The following is a 24,978-nucleotide window of genomic DNA, read 5'->3' on the forward strand; positions in this document are numbered from 1 at the left end:
TCACTTGCCCACGAAGAGGCCGTTGCGGCTCTTGGCGAGGAGGTAGAGCACGACGCTGATCGCACACAGGGTGGCGATGTAGATCGGGAAGACCCACATCATCCCCTGGCTCTGCAGCCACAGCAGCAGGTACGAGGCGGTGCCGCCGAAGATGGCCACGCCGAGACCGTATCCGAGCCCGAGGCCGGTGCCGCGGATGTGCTGCGGCAGGAGCGAGTTGGACACGACGACGAAGATCGTCATGTTGAGCAGCAGCACGATCGCGCCGCCGAACATCACGCCGGCGAGCGTTCCGACGCCGGGCTGCGAGTACAGCAGCGCCAGGAAAATGGTCGGGATCGCCAGCAGGCGGGCGACGACGAACCACCGAGACATCGGGAACCGGTCGAGGATGCGGCTCAGACCGTAGGCGCCGAGCGTCAGGAAGATGCCCATGCCGGTCGTGATGGCGAACACCGCGGTGGGGTCCTCTCCGAACGTGCCGTTCGCGAGGTTCGGCAGACCGGCGATCCAGGTGTAGTTGTACGCCTGGATGGCGCCCACGATGAACACCGTGGCGAGCACGCTCAGCCAGTACTTGCGCACATCGCGCCACACGGAGTTGTTCTTCGTGGGGATCGCGCCGACAGTGCGGATGGCTGCGGTGTCGAGCGTCTCCGGCAGCGTGCGGCGCAGCCACAGGACGATGAGACCGAACGCTCCGCCCACGAGGAACGGGATGCGCCAGCCGTAGGCCGCCAGGGCTTCCGGTCCCAGCAGCAGGCTGATGAAGAAGATCGACAGCGGTGCGAGCAGGTTGCCCAGGTTGTTGAAGAAGGCGAAGAACCCGGCGACATAACCGGGACGGTTGGGCACCAGCTCGAGGGCGTATGCCGTTCCGAGCGGCGCCTCGACACCGGCGGAGAGGCCCTGGAGGAGGCGTGCGGCGACGACGATGATCGGCGCGAGAACGCCGATGGTCTGGAAGTCGGGGAGGATGCCGATGATGAAGCTGCCCAGGGCGACGGCTCCGACGGCGAAGATCATGATCTTCCGGCGCCCGTACCGGTCGGCGACGAAACCGAAGACGACGCCACCGAGGGGGCGGGCGACGAAGCCGACCGCGAAGACCGCGAGCGCGTTCAGGGTCGAGGCGAGCGGGCTGTCGGAGGGGAAGAACGCCGCACCGAGGTAGACCGACAGGAGCCCGAAGATCGCCCAGTCGTACCACTCGAGCGCGTGGCCCCAGCTCAGCGCCCGGAGGTTGCGGCGCTCTGTCTTGCTGGCCTTGCTCGTCAGCTGCTGCGGCGCCGTGGCTGCCACTACTTCTTCAGTGCTCATGGAGCTCCTTTGCTCTGCCCTCGAGGGGGAGGTGATCGACCCGTTGACGACTATAGCATAGCAGGATCGCCCTTCGCGACAGAAAGAGTGCATCGTGACTTCACCGCTGAACGACACCGACCGCCGCCTCGTCGACGCCGCCTCCGAACTCCTCGTCCGCACGCACGACGCCGACCTGCACCGCGTCGCGGCTGCCGCCCGCGGAGCGTCAGGACAGATCTATCTCGGCCTCAGCCTCCGCTCCCCGCGAGTGAGCGTCTGCGCCGAGAGCACGGCCCTCGCGAACGCCAGGATCGGCGGCGAGCAGGACATCGAGGCCATGGTCGCGGTGGGGCTGCGGGAAGACGGAACCACGGTCATCCTCAACCCCTGCGGCGTGTGCCGTGAGCTCGTGCCCGCCATCGCCCCGGGCATCCGCACACTCGCCGACGACGGCGGCCACCCGGTGTGGGTGACCGCCGCCGATCTGCTGCCGATGCCGTGGGTGCGCGCGCGCTCCTACGACTGAGTCGCCGCGGGGCTCAGCGCCACGGAAGCGGGCGCCGCAGCACCTCGCCGATCCGCTCGAGCACGCCGTCGAAGTCCATGTCGAAGACGACACGATGGATCGGCCGCGTCTCGTCCTTCACCGGGTGCACCCCGGCGAGGTAGCGGTCGCCGGTCTCCTGGTCGAGGAAGGTCTCGAGCGGACGCATGACCGCACCGGTCACCAAGTCGGGGAACAGCAGGCTCGCGACCGCCATGCTGTCGTTGATGCCCATGACCCGGCGCCCTTCCGGCTGCGGGTACGAGCGCGAGTAGAAGCCGGCGTAGTCCCGACTGATCGCGGTGATCAGCTGTGCGGGGGCGAAGCCGGTCGACGAGGCGATGTCGAGGAAGAAGTCCTCGGGCACGAGGGCCTGACGGGTGACGTACGGCCCGCACCAGGTGACGTCGCCCTCGTGGGCTGCCACGATGCGCGCCGCGTCGATGTCGAACGAGACGTTGGGGTCGCGCGAGACCCGGAACCGGCGATCCTCCCACGGCGCGGTGTCGTGGTACAGCGCCGGCCCGAGCGTCCCCACGATGGTGGTCGAGTGGAGTCGCTGCAGCAGGTCGGGCCGCGTCTCGAGAGCGGCGGCGAGGTTCGTCTGCGGGCCGAGCGCGAGGTAGTCGATCTCGCCCTCATGCCGATCGACCAGGTCGAGCACGATGTCGACGCCGACCGGCTCGGGATCCACGGACTGCTCCGGACGAAGCCCGGTGTTGCCGAAGCCGTCCTCGCCGTGGATGCCGGGGTTCATCCGCAGCTCCTGGATGAGCGGCACGTCCGCGCCGCGGTACACGGGCACATCCGTGCGTCCGCAGGTATCCAACACGTAGCGGGCGTTGTCGGCCGCGCGCTCGCCGGTGGTGTTGCCGAAGACGCTGACCACCGCCAGGATCTCGACCTCGGGATCGGCGGCCAGCAGCATCAGCGCCAGCGCGTCATCCACGCCGGTGTCGGTGTCGACGATGACTTTTCTCATGAGTGCTCTCCAGGTAGGGGGTCAGGGACGCGACAGCCCGAACGCGGCGAACGCGTCCTGCGTCGACTTCTCGGTCAGGACGGTGACGAAGCGCGCCGCGGCATCCCCGGCGCCGGGGCGCGCGCCGATCGCGAACCGTCCATAGGACTGCAGTTCGTGCGGGATCGGTTCGACGATCTGCGGGCCGACGACGGAACGCAGCTCGCTGACCTGCTGGACCGCGACATCCGCCCGCCCGTCGAGCAGCGCTTCCACGGTGAGACCCGACTCGCAGCGAACGGCACGCTCGTCGATGCGCTCGAGAAGACCGCGCTCCCGGAGCACCTTCATGAAGTGCACTCCGCTCGCCCCGCTCAGCGTGTACGCGACCGCACGGGCGGCGAGCAGATAGTCGAGGAAGGCCGCCGCCGAGTCATCGGCCGGCACGGGCGCACCCTCGAGCCGCGCGAAGCCCACGGACGAGACCGCGATCTCGGCGACCTGGGCCGGGTCCACCAGCCCCTGTTCGGCGAGGTCGGTCACCGACGACGAGACCCCGAGCACCAGGTCGGGGCGCTCCCCCGCGGCGATCCGCTCGAGGAGCACGGTCGTGGGCTCGAACGTCGCGTCGACTCGAGCACCCGTGGCGCTCTCGAACGCCGGGATGATCTGCTCGACAAGGGGCTTCTTCACGACGAGGCCGCTGTACAGGGTGATCATGAGGGAGACCTTTCGGAGGGCGCCGCGAACGCGTGCAGCTGCGCAGGGGTGAGCGGGGCTGTGGCCAGGCCGCGGGTGACGAAGAACAGCTGCGCGGTGTGCTCGAGCTCTTCCAGGGCGTCGACCGCCGAATCCAGGTCGGCGCCGGCGACGACGGGTCCGTGGTTGCGCAGCAGCAGAGCGTGAGTGACACGCGCCGCCTCTTCCACGGCGCTGGTCGCGGCAGGGTCGCCCGGGGCGAAGTAGGGAAGCATCCGCAGCGCTCCCACGCGCATGCCGTAGTACGCGGTGAGGGGCGGGATCGGAGCATCCGCGTCGATGTCGGCCAGGCACGACACGGCGGCCGCGTAGACCGAGTGGGTATGCACGACCGCGTTCAGGTCGGGACGCACCCGCAGCATCGCGACGTGCAGGAACGCCTCCTTCGTCGGCTTCGGACCCTCGAGGTGCGTGCCGTCGAGAGCGACCACCGACAGCTGGTCCGCCTCGATCTCGGCGAGGCTGACACCCGTCGGGGTGAGCAGGACGCGATCGCCGTCCCGCACCGCGAGGTTGCCGGTGCGGCCGTGGGTGAGACCGCGGCGATGGATGGAGTGCGCGACGCGTTCGATCGCGCGGCGGGCGGCGGTGCTCATGCGGCGACCCCCTGCCGAGCGACATCCACGAACAGCTCCTCGTCACCGAAGTTCCCGGACTTGAGGATCAGGTGCACGTCGCGCCGCTCGTCGTGGATCCACGGCGCACCGGGCGCGACCTCCTCCCCCACGACGGCGACGGTGGTACCGAGCGCGCGGGTGACCTCGCCCGAGGTCTCGCCACCGGCGATGAGCATGCGCTTCACCCCGCGATCCGACAGCTGGGCGGCGATGAGACCCGCCGTCCGCTCATACAGTTCGCCGGCACCCGGCACGTCGTCGCGACGCTCCGAGGCGGGACTGGAGGAGTAGAGGAGAGCGGCGGCATCGTCGGGCTGGCGGTCCCACCACTCCACGGCGCGTGCGGCGAGCTGCTCGGCGGTGTCGCCGGGTTCGGCCGTGATGCGGAAGGCGGGGCTTCCGGAGGAGACGAAGCGGTCGATCTGCTCGAGGGTGCGCCGCGAGCAGCTGCCCGCGATGATCGCGGTGCGCCCCGGAGGCGGCACCGGGGCTGCGGTGCCGCTCGCCGTCTCGCGCAGCGCGATCGCTCCGACGAGTCCGGCGGATCCGGCGACGAGCGCGTCGCCATCGACGGCCTCCGCGAGCGCCGCGAGGTCGGCATCGGTGACGGCATCCGCCACCACCTGGAGGGCGCCCTCCGCGCGGGTCCGGCGCAGTGCCTCGCGCACCGCCTCGGCGCCCTGCTGCACCACATCCAGAGACAGCGCCGCGACCGGTTCCGCGCTCTGCGCCGCGAGCAGCCGCAGCACCGACGAGTCGCGCATGGGCGTCACGGGGTGATCGCGCATGTGGGTCTCTGCGAGCAGCGTGTCGCCGACGAAGAGGTGCCCGCGGTACACGGTGCGCCCGTGCAGCGGCGCGGCAGGAGTCGTCACGACCAGGTCGACACCGAGCTCGCGGGCGACCGCCTCGGTGACCGGCCCGATGTTCCCCTCGGCGGTGGAGTCGAAGGTCGAGCAGTACTTGACGTAGATGCGGTCGGCTCCGCGCTGTCGCAGCACCGCGAGCGCGGCGAGGCTCTGCGCGACGGCCTCTGCGGCGGGAAGGGAGCGCGTCTTCAGGCCGATGACGATGGCGTCGGCCGAGACCGCGGTGTCGTCGATGTCCGTGCCGAGCGCGAGAAGGGTGCGCAGACCCGCGCGCCGCAGCGCCGCGGCGACATCCGTGGCCCCGGTCACGTCGTCGGCGATCACGCCGATCATCGAGGACCCTCCTGGAGTGCCGCGGTCAGCCGTCGAGCAGCAGCGGCGGGGCCGTCCAGCACCGTGACGCCGAAGCGGTCCGCGAGAGACACAGCGGCGGCGGCGAGCGAGTACTGGGCGAGCACGATCAGGTCGTAGGGCTCGTCGACATCGGCGATCGCGGTGGCGAGAGCGTCGATCAGGTCCGGCGCAGCCAGCGGCACAGCCGCCGCGGGGACCACGAGCGGGCGCACCTGCGCCGACGATCCGCTCGCGACGAAGGCGTCCGTCAGCCGCGCCGTGCTGTCGCTCGCGGACGACGCGAGCGACGCGACCAGCAGCACCCGCGCAGGGGCGGCCGCGACGGCCTCGGCGAACAGCGGGCCGTCTGCCGACAGCACGGTGACGCCGTCGGCCTCGCGATCACGCCGGTCGGCGCGGATCCCGAACTGCGAGCAGGTGAGCAGCACGCCATCCGCTCCGCCCGCCAGAGCGAGCTCGATGAGGCTGTCCATGCGCGCGGCCAGCGGCGCGGTGATGCCGCCCTCGACATGCGCGTCGGCGAGCAGACGGTCGTCGAGCAGGTTCCACACGGTCGCCGTGGGAAGGGCAGCGGCGATGGCCGTCGCGGCCGGGGCGATCGCCAGCGGGGTGGCGCTGATGAGCGCGATCTTCGGGTCGGTCATCGGATGGTCCTCTCGATCCAGGAGAGCCCGTCACGGGTGCCCGCGACGGGGGCGTACTCGCAGCCGATCCACCCGGGGTAGCCGCTCTGCGCGATCCGGGCGAGCACGCGCTCGTAGGCGATCTCGCCCGTGCCGGGTTCGCCGCGACCGGGGTTGTCGGCGATCTGCACGTGCGCGACCACGGGACGCAGCTGCTCGAACCGTTCGATGAGGTTCCCGCGGTCGACCTGCGCGTGATAGACGTCGAACAGGACGCCGACGACCTCGGGGTCGACCTCCTGCGCGACCGCCGCCGCGGTCTCCATCGAGGCCAGGCCGTAGCCGGGCTGATCGCGCTTGTTGATCGCCTCCAGCGCCAGGCGCACACCCGTCCCGCGCGCCTGCTCGGCGGCCCAGGAGATGTTCGACACGTACGTCGCGAACGCGGCGTCCGCGTCGGCATCCGCCGGCTTGATGCCGGCCATCGCGTGCACGACGCCGGCGCCCAGGACGTCCGCGTACTCCAGCGCACGCAGCACGCCTTCGCGGAACTCCTGCTCCGCTCCGGGCACGTACGCCGCGCCCGAGGCGGTGGGCGAGCCCGCTGCACCGGCGGGGGTGTTGATGAGGATCTGCGTCAGGCCCGCATCGTCCAGCAGACGCCGCACCTCGGCCGGCGCGAGGTCGTACGGCGACGCGAACTCCACCGCCGTGAACCCGGCCTCGGCCGCCGCGTCGAACCGCTCGACGAACGGCACCTCGGTGAACATCCACTTCAGGTTGGCCGCGAGGCGCACCGGCCCCGACGTGGTCTCGACGATCATGCGGACACCGCGTCGTAGTCGGGGTTGACCACGAATTCCGGAGCAGCGCCGCGGAGCGCGGCGATCACGTTGCGGGCCGCCATCCGGCCGGATTCGCCGCGTGCCTCGCGGGTCGCGCCGGCGACGTGCGTCGTGGCGAGGATACCGGGGGTGTGCAGGAGCGGGCTCGATGCGCTCAGGGGCTCGTCCGCGAAGACGTCGAGCGCGGCGGCGCCGAGGCGCCCCCCTCGCACGGCGTCCACCAGCGCGTCCTCATCGACGATCCCCCCGCGGGCGGTGTTGATGAGCACCGCATCGCCCTTCATCAGCGCCAACCGGGAGGCGTCGATGAGGTTCCGCGTGGATTCGTCGAGGAAGAGGTGCAGCGTCACGAAGTCGGCCTCGCGCAGCAGGTCGTCCAGATCGAGACGACGGATGCCGTGGGCCGCGGCGAAATCCTCGTCGAAGTAGGGGTCGTACGCGACGATGTGCATTCCGAAGCCCGCGGCGATCGTCGCGACAGCCTTGCCGATCGAGCCCAGCCCGAGGATCCCGAGGGTCGACCCCTGCAGCTCTCGTCCGGTGAGCTGCTGCCACGTGCCCGCGGCCAGGTTGCTCACGTTCTCGGGGATGCGGCGAGCGCAGGCCAGCGCCAGCGCGAAGACGTGCTCGGCCACGGCCTGCCGGTTGGCGCCGGGCGTGACGCAGACGGGCACCTGACGTGCGGTCGCGGCGTTCACGTCGACGCTGTCGTACCCGACGCCGGTGCGTACGACGATCTGCAGTGCGGGGGCGAGCGCGAACTCCTCCTCACCCAGCGGCCGCGTGCCGGCGATGATGGCGCGGGCTCCGGCAAGCGCGCCGGCCCGGTCGTCGGCATCCAGCAGGGCCAGTTCGGGTTCGTGCCGCGTCGTGAGGCCGGCCTCGCGCAGCATCCGATCGACCTCGTCGCCGGGCTCGAGGAATGCGGTGGTGATCAGCACGTCGTGGGAATCGGTCTTCGTCACCAGATCCCTCCTTCGTAGTCGGGGGCGGCGAATGCGCCGCCATGCAAGGTGGGTGCGGGGGCGCTGAAGTCCACCGCGTCGGTGTGGTCGGCCGCGTCGTCGCGGGGCACGTAGCCGATGGCCGCCCAGCCCGCGTCGCCGTTCCACCAGCGTTCGGTGTTGGCCGAGCAGCCGTAGACGACCTGGCAGCCCACGGGAGCGCTCTCGATCGCGCAGCGGAAGAGTTCGATGCCGTCGCGCCAGCTGAGCCAGAGGCCGAGCTGGCGCCTGTCCTCGGGCGCCGGGCGGAAGGTGCCGATGCGCACGAGCACCGACTCGACGCCCCACTTGTCGTGGTACAGGCTGGCGAGGGCTTCGCCGAACGCCTTCGACACCCCGTAGAAGGTGTCCGGGCGCAGCGGCGCGCTCTCGTCCAGGACCTCGCTCGCGGGGTGGAAGCCGACGACGTGGTTCGAGCTGGCGTAGACGACGCGACGCACACCTGCTCGCCGCGCGGCTTCGTAGACGTGGTAGGTCCCGTCGATGTTGACCGTGCGGATGCTGTCATACGGGGCCTCATCGGCGATGCCGCCGAGGTGCACGATGACGTCGACGCCTTCCGCAGCCGCGGTGAGGGCATCGAGGTCGCCGAGGTCGCCGATCACGACCTGCTCCCCGGGGAACAGCGGCTCGTCGGCGTCGGAGCGCGCGAACAGCACGACGCGGTCGTAGCGGGAGGCGAGTCCTTCGCGGATCACCCGGCCCATCCGTCCGGTCCCGCCGGTGTACAGCACTGTCGTCATCGTCATCCTCTCCTTCGACACCGGCGCTCAGCCGATGCTGCGGTCCTCTTCGCCCGTCGAGGCGTCGGAGAAGAACCCGATCTCCGCCCGCTGCGGGCGCCGACGACGGGCGGTGCGTCCGTCCCAGTGCAGCTCCACATCGTGTCCGGGAACGAGCGCGGCCCCAGTGTCGGTCAGCAGCGAGCGCATCGCGTCGATCGTCGCGGCACTGGCCTCGGCGTCCAGCGTGGAATCGACCCGCCCCGAGGCGAGCTCGTACACGTTCTTCACCGCGTCGCCCGCGAACACGCGCTTCTCCTCCGCACGGTCGAGGTAGAACGCGAGGTGGTGCGGGGTGTGCCCGGCGCTGTCGATCGCGTGGATGCCCGGAAGCACCTCCTGCCCTGCGGCCATGCGCTCGACACGGTCGGCGCGACGGAGGAGCTCCTGCACGTGCAGGTCGGGGATGAACGGCGTACCGGCGGGCTGTTCCGCCGCCCAGCGCAGCTCCTTCTCACCGACCCAGGTGGTCGCGTGGGCGAACATGGGGAAGTTCGAGACGTGATCCCAGTGCATGTGGGTCAGCAGCACGTCGGTCACATCGTCCGTCGTCAATCCGAGGCGCTCGAGGCCCGCGTGGATGAGGGGGATGTACGCGGGCTGGCCGGCGTCGATGAGCACCCGGCGCACGCCGTCGTCGAGGAGCCACAGACTGCTCCAGCCGAAGGCCCCGTGCGAGCTCGATTTCCCGGGGAAGCCCTCCACGAGTGGACGCGCGACGTAGCCCGACGATCCCGCTGATCCGGTCGTCGGCATCGACATGGGTCCCTCGTTCTGCGCCATCACAAAAAATAGTATAGCGCAGGAAAGGGGGAACTGACAGGCCGATCAGCCCTCGAGAAGCCTCTCGGTCGCTCCCACGATGTGGTGGCGCATCGCCTCGGCCGCGCCGTCCGCGTCGCCGGCCTTGATCGCCTCGTAGACCGCATCGTGTTCCGGCGCCGCACTGACGGCCCCCGTACGTCCGAACTTCGAGAACAGTCGGAACCGCTGGATCTGTCCACCGAGTGCGGCGTACGACAGCTCGAGGAAGGCGTTGCCGGACTGTGCCGCGATCATCATGTGGAAGCGGGCGTCGCTGCGCCAGTAGAGGTCGAAGCCCTCGGTCTCGGTGTCCGCGACCTCGGCCGAGCGGCGGAAGTCCTCGACCGCCTCACGCAGCCCCTCCAGGAACTCGGGCGTCGTGCGCAGAGCGGCCTCGTACGCGAGACGGGGCTCCAGCAGAACGCGGGCCTCCCCCAACTGCTCGACCTCTTCGCGCGTCATGACCGGGGCCACCTGGTAGCCGCGCAACGCCTCGCGCTGGACGAGCCCGGTGTGCTCCAGGCGCGCGAGCGCCTCACGCAGGGGGGTCTGGCTGACGTCCAGTTCGCGCGACAGGGCGCCGATGTTCAGGCTCTGCCCCGCCGCCCGCTCTCCCGACATGAACTGATGCAGCAGCACCTCGTACATTCGGTCGGCGATGGGCTGCTTCGTCGATCGCCCGGCCACATCTTCTCCCCTCGAAGTCCTTCCGTCGAAGACTACCGGTCGACTCCACGGCGCCTGCACGGACGCGCGGCCGCCGCGGCGACCGACCCCCTCCCGCATGAGGTTGCATCCGAACTTCGCACGGAGAGGTTGACACAATCGAGATATATCGTGTTACGCTGGCCGCACACGATATATCGTGACCCTACACACAGGAGAAGCACACATGACCGAGAAGTGGCTCATCGCCCCGGGCGAGGAACGCGTCATCGACATCGAGTCCGTCACCCGCCTCAAGGTGGGCCTCGTCGGCGGACAGGTGGACATCATCGCCCACGACGAACCGGGCATCCGCATCGAGGTGCACGGCGTCACCACCAAGGACCTCCGCATCGAGTCCCACGACGGCGAGGTCGAGATCGACCACCCGCAGCTGGGCTGGGACAACTTCCTCGAGGTGTTCCGCAACTTCGGCTCCGGCGGCCCCCGTGCCGAGGTGAGCGTCGCGGTCCCCCGCGCGATCGCCCTGAACCTCGGCGTCGTCAGCGCCGGCGCCCTCGTCTCGGGCCTCCGCAACGACGCCCGCCTCAACACCGTCTCCGGCGACATCATCGTCGACACCCTGATCGGCGACCTCACCGTCAACTCGGTCTCGGGCGACGTGCAGGTGCGCGGCCTCACCGGCTCGATCAGCGCGAACAGCGTCTCGGGCGACGTGGCCGTCACGGGTGCGATCCGCAAGGCGACCGTCGACATCGTCTCGGGTTCGACGCTCGTGGATGCCGCGGGAGACGTGAACACCATCAACATCAACTCCGTCTCGGGCGGCACCACCGTGCGCCTCGACGAGTCGCTGGCCGCGAACTACGTCGTCCGCACACTGAGCGGACGGCTGCTGATCGACGGCGTCGAGCGCAGCTCGACCGGCCCCAGCAACTACACGGGCACGAAGGGCGAGCTCTCGGGACGATTCGTCGACCTGCGCGCGAACTCCGTCTCCGGCGGCGTCACCGTCCTCCGCCGCACGCCGGCCTCGATCACGGAAGACGAGGAGTGGGAAGCATGAGCCCCGCCGTCTTCTCCCACGGCGACCTGCGCCTGTATCTGCTGTCGCTCCTCGCCGAGGCGCCACAGCACGGCTACGGCATCATCCAGTCGCTGACCGACCGCACCGGCGGCACGTACACGCCCAGCGCGGGCACCATCTATCCCCGCCTCGCGAAGCTCGAGGAGGAGGGACTGGTCACGAAGACCGTCGACGGCCGCACCACGATCTACGCGATCACCGAGGCCGGGCGGGCCGAACTCGCGTCGCGCGAGGGCGACCTCGCCGGCATCGAGGCAGGACTCACCGATTCGGTGCGGCTGATCGCGAGCGAGGTGCGCCAGAGCGTCCAGGACGCGATGAAGAGCCTCCGCGCCGATCTCGCCGCCGCCGAGAAGGGCGAGCGCACGGCGGCCAAGAGCCGCCCCCGCACGGCGACCGACGACTCCCGGCTCGTCAGCCGAGAAGAGATGCACCGGGCGGATGCCGTCATCAATGCCTTCCGTGCACGGGTCCGCACCGACCTGCGCACGCACCTCGCGAAGGGTGGCACGCTGTCTCCGTCGGTCGTCACCGAACTGGAGGATGCCCTCGACAACGCGGCCCGCGGAGTCACGGTCTCGCTGAGCAGCTCCGGATCCTGAACATGCAGAGGGCCCCGTCGGCGAACAGCCGACGGGGCCCTCTGCTGTGCCGCGTCCTCTAGGACTCCGGCCAGATCTCCTTCTGCTCGTCCGGCACCGACTCGCCGAGCGGGACGACCAGGATGGAGCGGTGCTGCCGGTGCGCGAGCCGCGCCGCGACCGACCCCGTGAAGAACTCGCGGATCGACTCGCCGATACCGCGCTTGCGGGTGCCGACGACGATGAGCTGCGCATCGAGCTTGTTGGCGAGCTGCTTGATCGCCAACGCCGGGTCACCGACGAGCTGACGCGCCGTCCACGTGACATCCGTCCCCGCCAGCAGCTTCGCGGCAGCGGCCTCGACCGCTTCGAACTCCGCGGCGCCCGCGTCGAAGTTGATGTCGATCGGCGCCGAGTGCACGTAGCCGTCCGGGTCCTCATAGGTGACGAATCGAGTGACGTCCACGTGCGCCACGACCAGCGGCACACCGAACAGTCGCGCATACCGAACCGCTTCGCGGATCACATGCGGATCCTGGTCCAGCTGCATGCCGACGATGACGGCTTTCTGCAGCGCCGCGTTCTGTGCGGCCTCATCGGACGGAGTGGAGGTGTTGTCGGTCATGAAGATCGTTCCCTTCACCAGTCTGGCCTCGGCCAGAGCGTCTTTCCCGCGTGCTATTCTGAATGCTACTCTTACCGGCTTCTCGCCGGTGTCGTGAATGCCTCGGGCCTCACCGCCCGCAGCTTAACTCGTGAGGGGGTCTCGCGCATGGGCCGTGGCCGTCAGAAGGCGAAACACACCAAGATCGCCCGCGAACTCAAGGCGTACAGTCCGTCGGTGAACTACTCCGCGCTCGAGCGCGAGCTGGCTCACCCGACCGACGAAGACGCCTACGTCGACAAGTGGGCCGATGAGTATGAAGACGAAGACGAGGACGAGCTAGAGAAGGCCTGACCGCCCGATCTACTCCGAAACACCCGCACCACGTGCGGGTGTTTCGTCGTGTCTGGATGAGGATCCCCGTAGAGACGCCGGATCCTCGTCCGTCATGAGCGGGCGTCGGCAGCTGAGAGGATCTCCTCATGGCCCGCGTCGTCGCACTGTACCGCTACCCGATCAAAGGGCTCACTCCCGAGCGTCGCGATGCGTTGACCGTGCAGCCGGACGGCAGGGTCGCCGGCGACCGCGTCCTGGCGTTCCGCTTCGCGGACGCCACGGAGCCCGAGGATCGAGACGGCCTCGACTACTGGCCCAAGTCCCAGGGACTCTCACTGCAGGACTTCCCCGCACTCGCCGCGTTGCGCACGAGCTACGACGACGAGACGCGGCGAATCCGCATCGAGCACGGCGACGGCGTTCTGGTGGAGGCGGCGCTCGATGATGACGGCCGCAGCGAGCTGGCGGAAGCCGTCACGGACTTCGTCCTCGGCACCCCCGAAGGTCGACGCCTCCGACGACCGGGCCGCCTTCCGCTCGTGCTCGTCGGGGACGGCGATACCTCGCGGTTCCAGGATCGCCCCCGCGGCTACGTGTCGGTGCACGGCCGGAGCAGCGTCCATGCACTGGGCGACGCCCTCGGGATGCGCATCGATGACCGGCGATTCCGCTCCAACGTCGTGATCGACGACGTCGGCGCCTGGAGCGAACTCGACTGGAGCGGAGAGGTGCGCATCGGAGACCTGCGCTTCCAGACGGCCGGCCCCATCGTGCGCTGTCTCGCGACCCACGCGAACCCCGACACCGGCGTGCGCGACGCCAAGGTGCTCACCACGCTCACGGGAGCACTCGCGCAACAGGAACCGACCCTCGGACGACTCCTGCTGCCCGGGTGGGAGCGTTCGGACGACGGCGTCGGGCAGGGTGGCGGCGTGATCCGCATCGACGACGAGGTCCACGCGCACTGACCCTCGTGGACATCCGCATACAGGAATGTCAGCGCTCCCTTAGACCGACTCCATTTCGGCTCAGTCATGATCAGACCAGGCTTGTGAGCGCAAACATTTTCTGATTTGATGTGCATGTGATCGATGACGCCTCGGCGTCAGGCCCCCGCCCAGGGCGATCCGCAGAACATGACCTCAAAGAGGAGAACAGCATGGCAATCACCCCTCGCTTCACCCGCACAGCCGCGATCGTCGCGGTCGGCGCGGTGTCGGCCTTCGGCCTCGCAGCCTGCTCGACCGGCGATTCCGGCGACAGCGGCGCCGGCGGCGAGCCCGTCACGATCGAGTACCTGCACCGTCTCCCCGACGGCGAGGGCATGACCCCCACGTCCGAGATCGTCGACCGATGGAACGCCGACCACCCCGACATCCAGGTGAAGGCCACGAAGTTCGACGGCAAGTCCAGCGACATGATCCTCAAGCTCGAGACCGACGTGAAGGCCGGCAACGGACCCTGCCTCGCCCAGACCGGCTACTCGGAGGTGCCGCAGCTGTTCGTCAAGGGACTGCTGCAGGACGTCGCGGACGAGGCCAAGAAGTACGAGGACGACTTCTCCGCCGGAGCCTTCAGTGGCATGAAGGTCGGCGACGCCATCGTCGGCCTCCCGCAGGACACCGGACCCCTCGTGTACTTCTACAACGAGACCGAGTTCACGGCACTGGGCCTCGACGCGCCGAAGACGCTCGACGACCTCACGACCGACTCCGCCACGGCAGCGGCCGCCGGCAAGTACGTCACCGCCTTCACGCCCGATGAGGCGCAGAACTGGCTCTCCGCCCAGTCGGCAGCGGCCGGCGACACCTGGTTCGGCACCGCCGGCGACGAGTGGAAGGTCGACGCCGAGGGCGCCGGCTCCGAGCGCGTGGCCGCGTTCTGGCAGGGGCTGCTCGACGGCAAGCAGACTCTCGCCACCGAGCGCTGGGGCGAAGGCTTCACCGCTGCGCTCAACGACGGCAGCCTCATCGGCCACGTCGGAGCGGCGTGGGAGGCCGGATTCCTCCTCGACTCGCTCGACGGCACACCGGCCGAGGGCCAGTGGCGCGTCGCCCAGCTCCCGGACTTCGGCGCCGGTGCCCTGAGCGGTCCCGACGGCGGCTCCGGAGTCTCGGTGATGAAGGGCTGCGAGCACCCCGCCGAGGCCATGGAGTTCAACGACTGGTTCAACACTCAGGTCGACGACCTCGCGTCGCAGGGCCTCGTCGTCGCCGCCAAGGGCGACGTGGAGACCCCCGAGAAGATGCTGCGCCAGTTCGGCGGTCAGGATGTGCTCGCCGAGCTCGGCACGGCGACCGAGAACCTGAACCCGGACTTCCCGTACGCACCGGGCTTCTCGACGCTGTCGAAGATGAACGAGACCGCCGCGGCGGCCGTCGCCGGCACGGCATCGGTCGCCGACATCTTCACCACGGCCCAGGAGACGGCCGTCGCCTCGCTGGAGGACCTCGGCCTTCCGGTCGCGAAGTGATCGCACGAGAAGGCATCATCGGATGATCGACGGCGGAGTGCACGCGCAATCGTGCACTCCGCCGTCGTCTTGACATCGAGAGGCGACACCATGGTCACAGTGACCGAAACGCGAGATGCGGTGCCGACGCCGACACCGCGCATCCCCGCGGATCCCGCCCGCCGACGCCGGTTCGGGACCCGGCGCGAAGGCCTCACGGGATGGCTGTTCATGACGCCGTTCGCCGTGCTGTTCGTGCTCGTCTTCCTGGTGCCGATCATCGTGTCGATCCGATCGTCCTTCTTCGCGCAGGTGCCGGCGGGCGACGGACTCTACGGCGGCGGCGAGCTCGTCGACACGTTCGTCGGCATCGAGAACTTCGTCACCGCAGCGACCGACGGCGCGTTCTGGACCGGGATGGGACGGGTCGTCCTCTACGCCGCACTGCAGATCCCGGTGATGATCCTCGTCGCTCTCGGTCTGGCGCTGCTGCTGGACTCCTTCATCGTGCGCCGACCGGCCGCCTTCCGGCTCTCCTTCTTCCTCCCGTTCGCGGTGCCGGGGATCATCGCGGCGATGATGTGGCTCTACCTCTACACACCGGCCGTCTCCCCCTTCCTCCCCTACCTTCCGGAGGGCACGGATCTCATGGCGCCCGGGACGATCCTCTTCTCGATGGCGAACATGACCACGTGGACCTACACGGGCTACAACATGCTCATCTTCCTGTCAGCCCTGCAGGCGGTGCCGCGCGACCTGTACGAGGCGGCCCGCCTCGACGGGGCATCCGGATTCCAGATCTCGATGCGCATCAAGGTGCCGCTGGTGCGGGGAGCGGCCCTCCTCGCGGTGCTGCTGTCGATCATCGGCACGATCCAGCTGTTCAACGAGCCGGTGGTGCTGCAGGCCGCGAACTCGTGGATGGGCAAGGACTTCACCCCCATGATGCTCACCTACAACACGATGATGGGCGAGATCTCGCCGTCCGGCAGCGGCCCGGCGTCCGCCTACTCCCTGCTCATGGCTCTGATCGCGGGCGTGCTCGCGATCGTGTACGCGCTGCTGCAGCGCCGGAAGGGCGACGCATGACCACCACGCGCCTCATCACCACCGAGGCATCCCCGCGCCGACGCCCCCGCCGCGCGCCCGACGTGGATGCTCCGCCGCCCTCGATCGCGCCCACCCCGGTCGCCCGGGCGTTCGGCATCATCGCGCTGGTCGTCGCGACGCTGTACTTCCTGGTGCCGGTCTACTGGCTCATCGTCGCGTCGACCAAGAACAACGCCGACCTCACATCGACGTTCGGCTTCTGGTTCGCCGAGTGGAACCTCGACACGAACTACGACAGCCTGATGGGCTGGACCCAGGGGTTGTTCTGGCGCTGGGTCGGCAACTCCATGCTCTACTCCGTCAGCGCCGGAGTGATCGGCACGCTGTTCGCGGTGATGGCCGGTTACGCGATCGCGAAGTTCGCCTTCCCCGGCAAGCGCATCGCCGTGGGCGTCATCATGGCGGGGCTCCTGCTGCCGGTCGCTCTGCTGACCGTCCCGCTGTACATCGAGTTCCACGCCCTCGGACTGACCAACACGATCTGGGCGATCATCATCCCCTCGGCGGTGTCGCCGTTCGGCGTGTTTCTCGGCATGGTCTACGCACAGTCGTCCGTTCCGACCGAGCTGCTCGAGGCCGCTCGCATCGACGGTGCCGGCGAGGGCCGCATCTTCTTCACGATCGTGCTGCGGCTGCTCGGTCCGGCCATGGTGACGATCTTCCTGTTCATCTTCGTCGCCACCTGGAACAACTTCCTGCTGCCGCTCATGATGATCTCGAGCCAGGATCTGAAGCCGGTGACACTCGGCCTCTACGGGATGGTCAGCTACTTCGCGCCCGACAAGGGAGCGGTCATGCTCGGTGCTCTGCTCGGCGTGATCCCGCTCATCCTGCTGTTCTTCTCCCTGCAGAAGTACTGGCGCTCCGGCCTCGCCGCCGGCGCTGTGAAGGGCTGATCCGCCCCCTCTCTCGTTCGCTCTCCTTCCCGCCTCCCGTCCGCCCTCAGCCCCCCTGCTGAGGGCGGACTTCTGCGTGTGCACCCGCGGAAGCCTCGCGAGTGCACGGGTTGCTGCCGAGCGCGCGGGCTGCTCACGCGCCTAGGCCGTGCACTCGAGGGCAAGCCGTGCACTCGGCGAGATGACCCGCGGTGCGGTGTCTCTGGCGTCGCGGGTGCGGGTGCAGGGGCGGTTCGCGAGTGCACGGGCGGTTCGCGAGTGCACGGGATCTTCGCGCGTCTACCCCGTGCGCTCGAGCGCACGCCGTGCACTCGAGCGGCACAGGGCGCGGGTGCGGCGCAGGAGCACAGCACGAACGGCCCGGAGGAGACTCCTCCGGGCCGTCGTGCGTCAGCGAGGTCAGCTCAGGCGGCGCCTCCGCAGCCAGAGGACCAGGCCGAGAGCGATCGCGGCCAGACCGACCGCTGCCGCCCCGGCCCAGAGGGCTCCGTCGGGGCCGGTCGTCGCGAGGTCGCCGCCGCCGCCCGCCGCACCGGCCGTGACCGCGAGGTCCGCCCGCGCCAGCTCGACGCCCTGGGCATCGGTCGCGACGAGAGCGTGCGCCCCCGCCGGTGTCGCCGCGGGAATCGTCACCGTGGCCACGGCGTCGCCCGCAGCCGACGTCGTCACCTCGCCGATGCGCACCGGCTCGGAGTGCAGCCAGAGCTGCACGAGCGCGTCGGGGTCGAAGCCGGTCAGCTGCACGGTCACGCTCGCTCCGGCCGCGACCGAGCCGATGGATGCCGTGATGCGCGCATCCTTCCCCGGCTTGGCCTTCTTGACCTTCAGCGCAGCGCTCGCGAGTTCCGCGCCGGCCGCATCCTGCACGATCACCCGGTGCTTCCCCACCGCGGCATCGGCCGGAATCAGCAGTCGGGTCGTCAAGGCGCCCTCCGCATCGACCTCGGCATCCGTCAGCTTCACGTCATCGAGCCAGACCGAGACCGTCGACCGCGGCGCGAAGCCCGTGAGTGCCATGCCGACCGTCTCGCCGGCCCGCACCGAGTCGGCGTCGAGTCCGAGCTTCGGATCCGTCACCGGGTTGCACTCGCTCAGATCGTCCGTCGGCCGCGTCTCGGGGGTGTGCCCCTCCTGCGCGGCCGAGGTGCCGTACACGGCCATCTCGGCGACGGCGGCGAACTGCGTGCCCGAGATCGACGAGGTGGCGGTGACGCGGATGTAGCGGGCCGTGGTCTCCGCGAAGTCCACGTCCTGCCACTCGGCGACGTTCTTCCACTCCCCGGTCGCGACCGGAGTGTACGCCTGGCCGTCGGTCGACACCGCGACCTCGTAGCCCTTGATCGGACCGTTCTGGTTGGCCCCACGGCGCAGGTACGAGATGCCGTCGACCAGCTCCGCGTCACCGAGGTCGAACGTCAGCACGTGCGGGTACGACGTCGCGGCCGAACTCCACCGGCTGTGCCAGAACGAGCCGGCGTCGCCGTCGAGCATGTTCGCGGCCGCGCCGTCTTCCCCGGATGTCTCCTCGGAGTTCGCCGACGCGGTGATCTGCGCGTTGGGGATACGGGCCCGCGAGGACACCGACACCTCCTGGGTCGTGCTGACCGTGCGCACATCGCAGTCCGCGAGGTACGTCGCGGCGATCCCGATGCCGACGGTCGAACCGGCAGCATCCGCCGGCGCGGTCACGAGCCAGGTGGTCTGCACGCTGTCGCCGGCTGCGACCTCGTCGAACAGGTTCGTCGATTCGTCGGCGACCTCGACCACGTAGCCCTCCGGCACCTCGAGCTGCACGCCGATGTTCTCGACCGCGATGGGCTCGCTGTTGGTGAAGGTGGTGGTGAACGCGGTCTGGGCACCGGGGCTCAGGACGCCGGCTTCGCCGGACACGGTCGCACAGGGAGTGCCGCCGGTCGTGGGGCCGAGGTCGGTGACCGTGAAGTCGTCGAGCACGAAGTCCACGTCCGGTCCGCCGACGCGCTCGAGTCCCACCCAGGTGTAGTCGCCGCATCCGACGATCACGTCCTGCGAGAACTCGGCCGTCTCCAGCGCCTGCGTGATCCCGGTGCGGCTGAGCGTGGTCGAGGTGATCTTGCCCCCGGCCACGGCATCCGTTCCGGTGAGCCAGCGGTACGCCCCGCTCGCGCCGACCTGGTAGTCGAAGCCGATGCGGTAGGAGTGCCCCGCCTGCAGCGGCACGAGGGTCGGGTCGGTGCGGTAGACGACCCCGTTGTTCTCGGAGTGCGACATGAGCGAGTGATCGCCCGTGAGCGTCGTGTCCACCGCGAGCCCGGCGAGGGGCCCCGCGTCGAACGGCTTGGCGGTGTTGCGCCAGTCGCTGCTCGCATACGGGTCATGGCGGCGGGAGATGCTCGTGCGCGGATCGTCGATGCCGTTGGCATCGCCCTTCACGAACGGGCCCCATCCGGCTTCGTTGCCCTCGAAGTCGTTCGAGTACACCGTGCCGGCCGCGAACGGCGCCGTGGTGTCGGCCGAGACGCGGGCGTTGTCGATGCGAACCTTCGCGTCACCCGCGACGGCACCGATCGAGACCGTGACCTCACCGGATGCCGGAGCCAGGAACGACGTCGAGCCGCGCTGATAGTACTGGCCTGCCTTGGAATCCGCGCGCATGTAGTTGTAGGTGGGCGAGAGGTTCCAGGAGCGGGTCACCGCACCGGATCCCGTGTCGACCGAGACGCTCACGTCACGGGTCGCGGTCGGGTCGATCTGCACCTGCGCGGAGAACGCGTACCGCTGTCCGGGGGTGAGCCCGGTCACGGTCTGCGAGATCGACGATGCGGATGGTCCGAGCACGGCGATGTTGTCGCCACGGGACTCGTTCTTCGCGTTGCCGAGGTCGGTGCGCTCGATCGTCACATCACCCTGACGGTTCCAGACGTCGAGCGAACCGGAGTTGAACCCCGGGTCGTCGAGGCCGGCATCGTGATACTCGACGGCCGCCCGCTGCGCACCGCCCTGCGGCACCACGACGTAGGCCTTACCCTTGTCGCCGTTGAGCGTCAGCTCGCCGCCATCCGCGTCGACCGTGCCGATCTTGACGCGTCCCCGCTCGCCGAGCTCGAACACGTCGAAGGCGGTGTTGCCGCGGAAGGCCTCGGTGACCCCGAACGTCTTGTCTCCCCCGGAGGCCGAGTAGAAGTACATCTTGTCGGCATCGACCGGCGAGCCGGCATCCTCGTTCGACTCCAGCGACTGCCATGGCAGCAGGTAGGAGTCGCCGCGCAGCACCGTGGCACCGTCCATGGTGATGACCCTGGTGGTTCCGTCCATGCGCACAGTGACGTCATCCGTGAGGGTCGCCTCGGCGCCCGCGTCGTAGGTGAGCAGGTCGAAGTGCTGCAGGAACTTGGTCGGCAGGCTCTGCTTCCAGATGTTGTCGACGAAGCCGTCCCAGTTGCGGTTGCCGACCCAGCCCTCGGCGTCGATCAGTCGCTGCTGGCCGAGCAGGGCGTCGTCGTTCCAGACGTCGGCCTGACCGTTCTGGATGAAGCGCACCATGGTGGAGTTGATGCCCTTGTTGTCCTTGCCGCCGTACGCGAGGTCGTTCGGCCAGTGTGACCAGACCGTGCTGTCGACGAACTTGTCGCCCCACTCCGTCGCGACCTCAAGGTCCATGCCGTTCAGCTCGTCTGCGAGCTCTTCGGCGACCCAGCCGTTGGAGTAGTACACGTCGATGTAGACGCCGCTGAGGCCGGGGACCTCGTCGCGCAGCTGCTGGAAGCGGTCGAGCACCCGTCCGGTGCCCAGGTCGGTCTGCTGGTTGATGTAGTACGACTGGTCGAGCCAGTTCCAGCCCGGCTTATAGGGAGCGGCGCCGTCGAGGATCGCGGAGTCGAAGGCGTTCGCCTGCGGATAGATCTCGGTGGCGTTCACGTGCACGCTCATGTCGGCGTTGAGCTTCGCGCCGTCGTCGACGAGGTTGTTCAGGTCGGAGAGACCACCGGCACGCTCGTTGTAGTTCCCGCCGTAGTCGGTGTTCGCCGAGTCGTGGCCCTCGCTGCCGTAGCCCTTGTTGAGCACCCACTGGCCGAGGCCGTCGGTCTGGTTCGCGATGCGCTTGGTGTTGTCGAGCACCAGGTCGAAGTAGTTCGTCGCGCTGGAGGCGAAGTTGAACGGGATGCGGCTGACGACGCGTTCGGCGACGCGGTCGGCTCCGAGTCGCGGGGTGTCGACCTCGCGGTAGCGGATCGCGGCGTCCTGCCAGTCGACCGCGGAGTCGTCGTTGCGGTCAGCGGTGAAGAGCACGGTCACCCGGGGCAGCGCGTACGTCTGCACCCGATCGTCGACCGCGGTGGTCGGGTGGATCAGCCAGGCGTTGGAGCCGATCTCGGCCGTGCGGCCTGCGGCCTCGGTCACGCGTGTGGTGAGGCGGGTGTTCCAGGAGGCGGTGCCTCCGGAGGCCTGCGTGGTCGCATTGGTGATCACGCTGCCCACGAGCGCGCCGTTGCCGAGGAACGCGAAGGCCGCGCCCTTCTGGCCGGTCGGCGTCGAGCCGTTCACCGTGATGTGCTCGTCGGCGTTCTTCGTGCTGTCGGGGCTGATCACGGTGCGGTCGAGGACCGATCCGGCATCTGACGCGCTGGCGGAGAGGAAGGCGTTGTCCGGCAGACCCAGGGTGTTGACAGCGGCCGAACCGTCGACGCCGGTGACCTCGAACTCGACCGTTCCCGCATCGGTGACGCGGATGGTGCTGCGGACCGTGACGTCGATCCCGTCGAGCACCGACACATAGTCGACCCCGGATGCCGTCGCGGTGGCAGTGGTCACTGCGGCGTAGGCGGTGCCGTTGACCGCCCACTTCTCGGATGACGTGCGCTGTCCACCGAACGTCGCGCTGCCGACACGGTAGCCGGTGATCTGCGGGAAGGCCTTCGCCACGGTCGCGGTCGTCCCGCCCCGGGTGATCTCGATCGTCTCGCCCACCGAGGGGTTCTCGGGTTCGGTGACGATCGGCGGAAGCTCCTCGTCCGAGAGGATCTCGATCTCGCCCGCACCCCCGCCCGTGGTTCCCTGTGCGTCGATCACGAGCAGGGCCACGTAGCGGCCGTCCTTCGCGGCGTCGAGCGCGATGCGCTGCTTCTCGTCGTTCGCGGTCGGGGCGTGCAGGGTCGCGGTTGCGGCGGCAGACCCCCACCCGCCCTCCGCCGGCGAGGTCAGTGCGACGGCGGCATCGTCCGTCACGTAGACCTCGACCGTCTTCGCGGCGACGCTCTGCCCCCGCTTCACCGAGTAGTCGAGCGCCTTCACCGAGAGCGAACGCTGCAGGTCGACGGAGATCCAGTGCGGGAACGGCGCGTTGACGGAGTACCGGGACGTCCACTGCGTGCCGAAGTCACCGTCGAACGCGCCGAGCGCGGTGCCGTCGAGTGACGGCGGCGCCGGATACGGATCGGATTCGCTCGACACCGCGTGCAGGCGATAGTCGGACTTGGGCACGGGGATGAGGTCGGCGGCCTGTGCGGAGGGCGCCTGGGCGAACACACCGCCGAATGCGAGCGCCGTCGCCAGCAGCGAGCTGACGGCAACGGCGGTGCGGGGCGGTCGGGAAGGTTTCGACACGTCTTGCCTCTCGAGCGGAGCGACACTCGGGAGAACAGACGCCCCGATGCGTCGCAGATGGATGCCATCGATTCGCATCGATGTTTGCGCTATCACTCTAGAGGCGTGAATCCCGCGGAATCAAGCATTAGGCACGAGCGAGCGCAAACATTAGCCGAAAGTCGCCTACGCTCCCGCCCCGCTCCCGACTTACCCGCGAGTGCACGGGTTGCTCGCGAGCGCACGGGTTACGCGCGGCAACAAGCCGTGCACTCGACAACAAGCCGTGCACTCGGCACTACGAGCGTGCGCGCGAGGCTCAGGAGCCGATGAACTCCTCGGTCTCGCCGAAGGAGGGCTCCTCGCGGATCTCGACCGTCGCACCGAGGCCGTCGGTGTCGAGCACCACGATCTCGTTGCGTCCGACGCGCCACAGGGGCGCGGGCGCATAGAGCGTCTCCTGCGGACCCACCTTCCAATACCGGCCGAGGAGGAATCCGTTCAACCAGACCATCCCCTTCGATCCGCCGGGGAAGGCCAGCCACGCGTCGAGAGGCTCGGCGATGTCGAAGGAGGCCACGGCCACACCGTCGGACGCACCGGCATCCGTCTGCGCAACAGAGGCCGGAGCCTCCTGCGGGACGAGGCGATGAGTCCAGCCGTTGACCAGGCGGCGACCGATCATCACGCCGCGCATGATGCCCTTGCCCTCGCCGGTGTACGGCCCGTAGTTGATGCGTCCGAGACTCTCGACGACGATCGTCAGGCTTCCCGACCCCCCGACGCCGGGAAGCGCCAGCGTCGTCTCGCCGTCACGCTCGAGGACCCCGAGCGGTCGACGGTCGAGGAAGACCACGGCACGGTCGTGGAGCCCGTCGATCGTGAGCGTCGCATCGGCGGGGGACGACACTTCGGCCTCGTAGGCGACGAGACCGTCCTCGGCGCCGAGCTCCTCGAACGTGCGCGGTCGCGGCGCGACGCCCCCGGTCACCGGAAGGCTCGCGACGAGGTCGAGCAGCGACGCACGCGGATGCAGGGCGGCAGACGCCGCAGCCTGTCGACGCGGCGGCGCGGGAATCGGAGGCAGCTCGCCCGCATGGAACGGCGCGAACAGGGCGCGCAGGGCGTGGAACTTCTCGTTGAGAGTGCCGTCCTCGCCGATCGGCGCATCCGAGTCGTAGCTCGTCACGGTCGGCTGCAGCACCCGGTCGTGATTCGCACCGTTCCAGAGCCCGAAGTTCGTGCCGCCGTGAGCCATGTAGAGACTGACCGATCCGCCGGCGGCCAGGAGCTCGTCGACGGTCCCACCGGCGCTGGCGGCGGATCGCACATGGTGCCGCTCGCCCCAGTGGTCGAACCATCCGCCCCACAGCTCGCTGCACATGAGCGCGTCGCCACCGCGTCGCAGCTCCACGGCCGTGGCGACACCCGTGCCGAAGGTGAAGGTCGCCATCGCTCCCGGCACGCTGCCGTGCTCGATCATGTCGCCCGTGATGCCGTCGGCCGTCGTGAGCATCTCGATCAGTCCGCGACGGCGGAGCCCGTCACGCAGGTGGGCGAGGTAGGCGGCATCGCTACCGAAGGACCCGTACTCGTTCTCGACCTGGATGGCGACGATCGGTCCGCCCTGTGAGGCCTGGAGGGCGACGAGCCGCGGGATGAGCTCGTCGTACCAGGCGTCGACCGCGGCGAGGAACTCGGGGTCGCTGGTGCGCAACGCCGCGACGCGCCCCGACAGCCAGAACGGGATGCCGCCGTTGGACCACTCCGCACAGATGTATGGGCTGGGCCGCAGGAACACGTCGAGACCGACCTCGCCCGCGAGGCGGATGAAGCGCTCGATGTCCCGCCAGCCGTCGAAGCGGATGTCGCCCTCTGCACGCTCATGGAAGTTCCAGGCGACGTACGTGTCGACGGTGTTCGCGCCCATCGCCGCCAGTCGCCGGAGCCGGTCCTCCCACTGGTCCGGATGCACGCGGAAGTAGTGGATCGAACCGGCGAGGATGCGGTGCGAGACACCCGCGCGGAGAATCTCCCCGTCTCGCCAGGTCAGGGTGGGCACGTCGATCGGCGACGCGGCGTCCGGGGCGTCGACGGCAGCGGAAGAGCCGTCGAGAGCCGAGGCGAGAAGGTCAGGCATAGCGCTCCAAGCACGAGTGTTTGCGTTCACATTATCGCATCACCACGGCCACCGCCTCCTGATATTCCGCCGATTGATCG

Annotated in this window: 22 protein-coding genes; 8 read left to right on the plus strand and 14 right to left on the minus strand. The window is 69.3% G+C overall.

Annotated elements, in window-relative coordinates; translation table 11 throughout:
- Positions 1-1,320 (minus strand): MFS transporter, encoded by a 1,320-nt coding sequence (locus OC372_RS16020; protein WP_105710766.1) that lies wholly within the window; start codon positions 1,318-1,320, stop codon positions 1-3.
- Positions 1,321-1,414: 94 nt separating this feature from the next.
- On the opposite strand from OC372_RS16020, the gene OC372_RS16025 reads away from it, so the two are divergent.
- Entirely contained in the window at positions 1,415-1,828 is a 414-nt protein-coding gene (locus OC372_RS16025) for a hypothetical protein (RefSeq protein ID WP_167632875.1), read from the plus strand.
- 13 nt (positions 1,829-1,841) lie between these two features.
- Here OC372_RS16025 and OC372_RS16030 read toward each other — a convergent pair whose 3' ends face one another.
- Genes OC372_RS16030 through OC372_RS16075 form a run of 10 tightly spaced genes read right to left on the minus strand, consistent with a single transcriptional unit; the run spans position 1,842 to position 10,151 of the window.
- Positions 1,842-2,828, minus strand: coding sequence for a nucleoside hydrolase (locus OC372_RS16030; RefSeq protein WP_262002765.1), 987 nt, complete (start codon positions 2,826-2,828; stop codon positions 1,842-1,844).
- A 21-nt stretch (positions 2,829-2,849) separates the two neighbouring features.
- The gene (locus OC372_RS16035) at positions 2,850-3,527 is read right to left on the minus strand and encodes a substrate-binding domain-containing protein (RefSeq protein WP_262002767.1); all 678 of its coding nucleotides are present in this window, start codon (positions 3,525-3,527) and stop codon (positions 2,850-2,852) included.
- The gene (locus OC372_RS16040; protein ID WP_262002769.1) at positions 3,524-4,162 is read right to left on the minus strand and encodes a class II aldolase/adducin family protein; all 639 of its coding nucleotides are present in this window, start codon (positions 4,160-4,162) and stop codon (positions 3,524-3,526) included. Before OC372_RS16040 ends, OC372_RS16035 begins: the two co-directional genes overlap by 4 nt.
- A complete protein-coding gene (gene otnK, locus OC372_RS16045; protein WP_262002771.1) occupies positions 4,159-5,385 on the minus strand; it encodes a 3-oxo-tetronate kinase in 1,227 nt (408 codons plus the stop codon). Before otnK ends, OC372_RS16040 begins: the two co-directional genes overlap by 4 nt.
- Positions 5,382-6,050: a hypothetical protein gene (locus OC372_RS16050; RefSeq protein WP_262002773.1), complete on the minus strand. Its 669-nt coding sequence runs from the start codon at positions 6,048-6,050 to the stop codon at positions 5,382-5,384. Before OC372_RS16050 ends, otnK begins: the two co-directional genes overlap by 4 nt.
- Positions 6,047-6,853: a hydroxypyruvate isomerase family protein gene (locus OC372_RS16055; RefSeq protein WP_262002775.1), complete on the minus strand. Its 807-nt coding sequence runs from the start codon at positions 6,851-6,853 to the stop codon at positions 6,047-6,049. Before OC372_RS16055 ends, OC372_RS16050 begins: the two co-directional genes overlap by 4 nt.
- Positions 6,850-7,839: a phosphoglycerate dehydrogenase gene (locus OC372_RS16060; protein WP_262002777.1), complete on the minus strand. Its 990-nt coding sequence runs from the start codon at positions 7,837-7,839 to the stop codon at positions 6,850-6,852. The genes OC372_RS16055 and OC372_RS16060 overlap by 4 nt, the downstream gene beginning before the upstream one ends.
- Complete coding sequence (locus tag OC372_RS16065; RefSeq protein ID WP_029263710.1) at positions 7,836-8,621, minus strand: NAD-dependent epimerase/dehydratase family protein; 786 nt, start codon at positions 8,619-8,621, stop codon at positions 7,836-7,838. Before OC372_RS16065 ends, OC372_RS16060 begins: the two co-directional genes overlap by 4 nt.
- Positions 8,622-8,648: 27 nt before the next feature.
- On the minus strand, positions 8,649-9,443 hold the full coding sequence (locus tag OC372_RS16070; protein WP_262002779.1) for an MBL fold metallo-hydrolase: 795 nt from the start codon (positions 9,441-9,443) through the stop codon (positions 8,649-8,651).
- Between the two features lie 45 nt (positions 9,444-9,488).
- Positions 9,489-10,151, minus strand: coding sequence for a GntR family transcriptional regulator (locus OC372_RS16075; protein ID WP_029273917.1), 663 nt, complete (start codon positions 10,149-10,151; stop codon positions 9,489-9,491).
- A 205-nt stretch (positions 10,152-10,356) separates the two neighbouring features.
- On the opposite strand from OC372_RS16075, the gene OC372_RS16080 reads away from it, so the two are divergent.
- Both OC372_RS16080 and OC372_RS16085 read left to right on the plus strand, forming a co-directional pair.
- Positions 10,357-11,196: a DUF4097 family beta strand repeat-containing protein gene (locus OC372_RS16080; protein WP_029263713.1), complete on the plus strand. Its 840-nt coding sequence runs from the start codon at positions 10,357-10,359 to the stop codon at positions 11,194-11,196.
- A complete protein-coding gene (locus OC372_RS16085) occupies positions 11,193-11,819 on the plus strand; it encodes a PadR family transcriptional regulator (protein ID WP_029263714.1) in 627 nt (208 codons plus the stop codon). The genes OC372_RS16080 and OC372_RS16085 overlap by 4 nt, the downstream gene beginning before the upstream one ends.
- A 58-nt stretch (positions 11,820-11,877) precedes the next feature.
- Here the strand turns inward: OC372_RS16085 and OC372_RS16090 are convergent, their stop codons facing one another.
- Positions 11,878-12,423: a universal stress protein gene (locus OC372_RS16090; protein WP_029263715.1), complete on the minus strand. Its 546-nt coding sequence runs from the start codon at positions 12,421-12,423 to the stop codon at positions 11,878-11,880.
- Positions 12,424-12,570: 147 nt separating this feature from the next.
- Between OC372_RS16090 and OC372_RS16095 the strand changes: the two genes are divergently transcribed.
- The 5 genes from OC372_RS16095 (at position 12,571) to OC372_RS16115 (ending at position 17,196) form a co-directional block, all read left to right on the plus strand.
- Entirely contained in the window at positions 12,571-12,756 is a 186-nt protein-coding gene (locus OC372_RS16095) for a DUF3073 domain-containing protein (protein ID WP_029263716.1), read from the plus strand.
- Between the two features lie 128 nt (positions 12,757-12,884).
- Complete coding sequence (locus tag OC372_RS16100; protein WP_262002784.1) at positions 12,885-13,706, plus strand: MOSC domain-containing protein; 822 nt, start codon at positions 12,885-12,887, stop codon at positions 13,704-13,706.
- 191 nt (positions 13,707-13,897) lie between these two features.
- Positions 13,898-15,211, plus strand: a complete 1,314-nt coding sequence (locus OC372_RS16105) for an ABC transporter substrate-binding protein (protein ID WP_105710755.1) — start codon at positions 13,898-13,900, stop codon at positions 15,209-15,211.
- Between the two features lie 90 nt (positions 15,212-15,301).
- Positions 15,302-16,279 (plus strand): carbohydrate ABC transporter permease, encoded by a 978-nt coding sequence (locus OC372_RS16110; RefSeq protein ID WP_258134152.1) that lies wholly within the window; start codon positions 15,302-15,304, stop codon positions 16,277-16,279.
- Positions 16,276-17,196 (plus strand): carbohydrate ABC transporter permease, encoded by a 921-nt coding sequence (locus OC372_RS16115; protein WP_105710754.1) that lies wholly within the window; start codon positions 16,276-16,278, stop codon positions 17,194-17,196. The genes OC372_RS16110 and OC372_RS16115 overlap by 4 nt, the downstream gene beginning before the upstream one ends.
- Positions 17,197-17,595: 399 nt before the next feature.
- On the opposite strand, the gene OC372_RS16120 is transcribed toward OC372_RS16115, so the two are convergent.
- Both OC372_RS16120 and OC372_RS16125 read right to left on the minus strand, forming a co-directional pair.
- Positions 17,596-22,779: an endo-alpha-N-acetylgalactosaminidase family protein gene (locus OC372_RS16120; protein WP_262002789.1), complete on the minus strand. Its 5,184-nt coding sequence runs from the start codon at positions 22,777-22,779 to the stop codon at positions 17,596-17,598.
- 298 nt (positions 22,780-23,077) lie between these two features.
- Positions 23,078-24,898: a glycoside hydrolase family 35 protein gene (locus OC372_RS16125; protein ID WP_262002792.1), complete on the minus strand. Its 1,821-nt coding sequence runs from the start codon at positions 24,896-24,898 to the stop codon at positions 23,078-23,080.
- Between the last annotated feature and the right edge of the window lie 80 nt (positions 24,899-24,978).

Origin of the sequence: Microbacterium sp. Mcb102, assembly GCF_024519805.1 — a bacterium.
GTDB lineage: Bacteria > Actinomycetota > Actinomycetes > Actinomycetales > Microbacteriaceae > Microbacterium.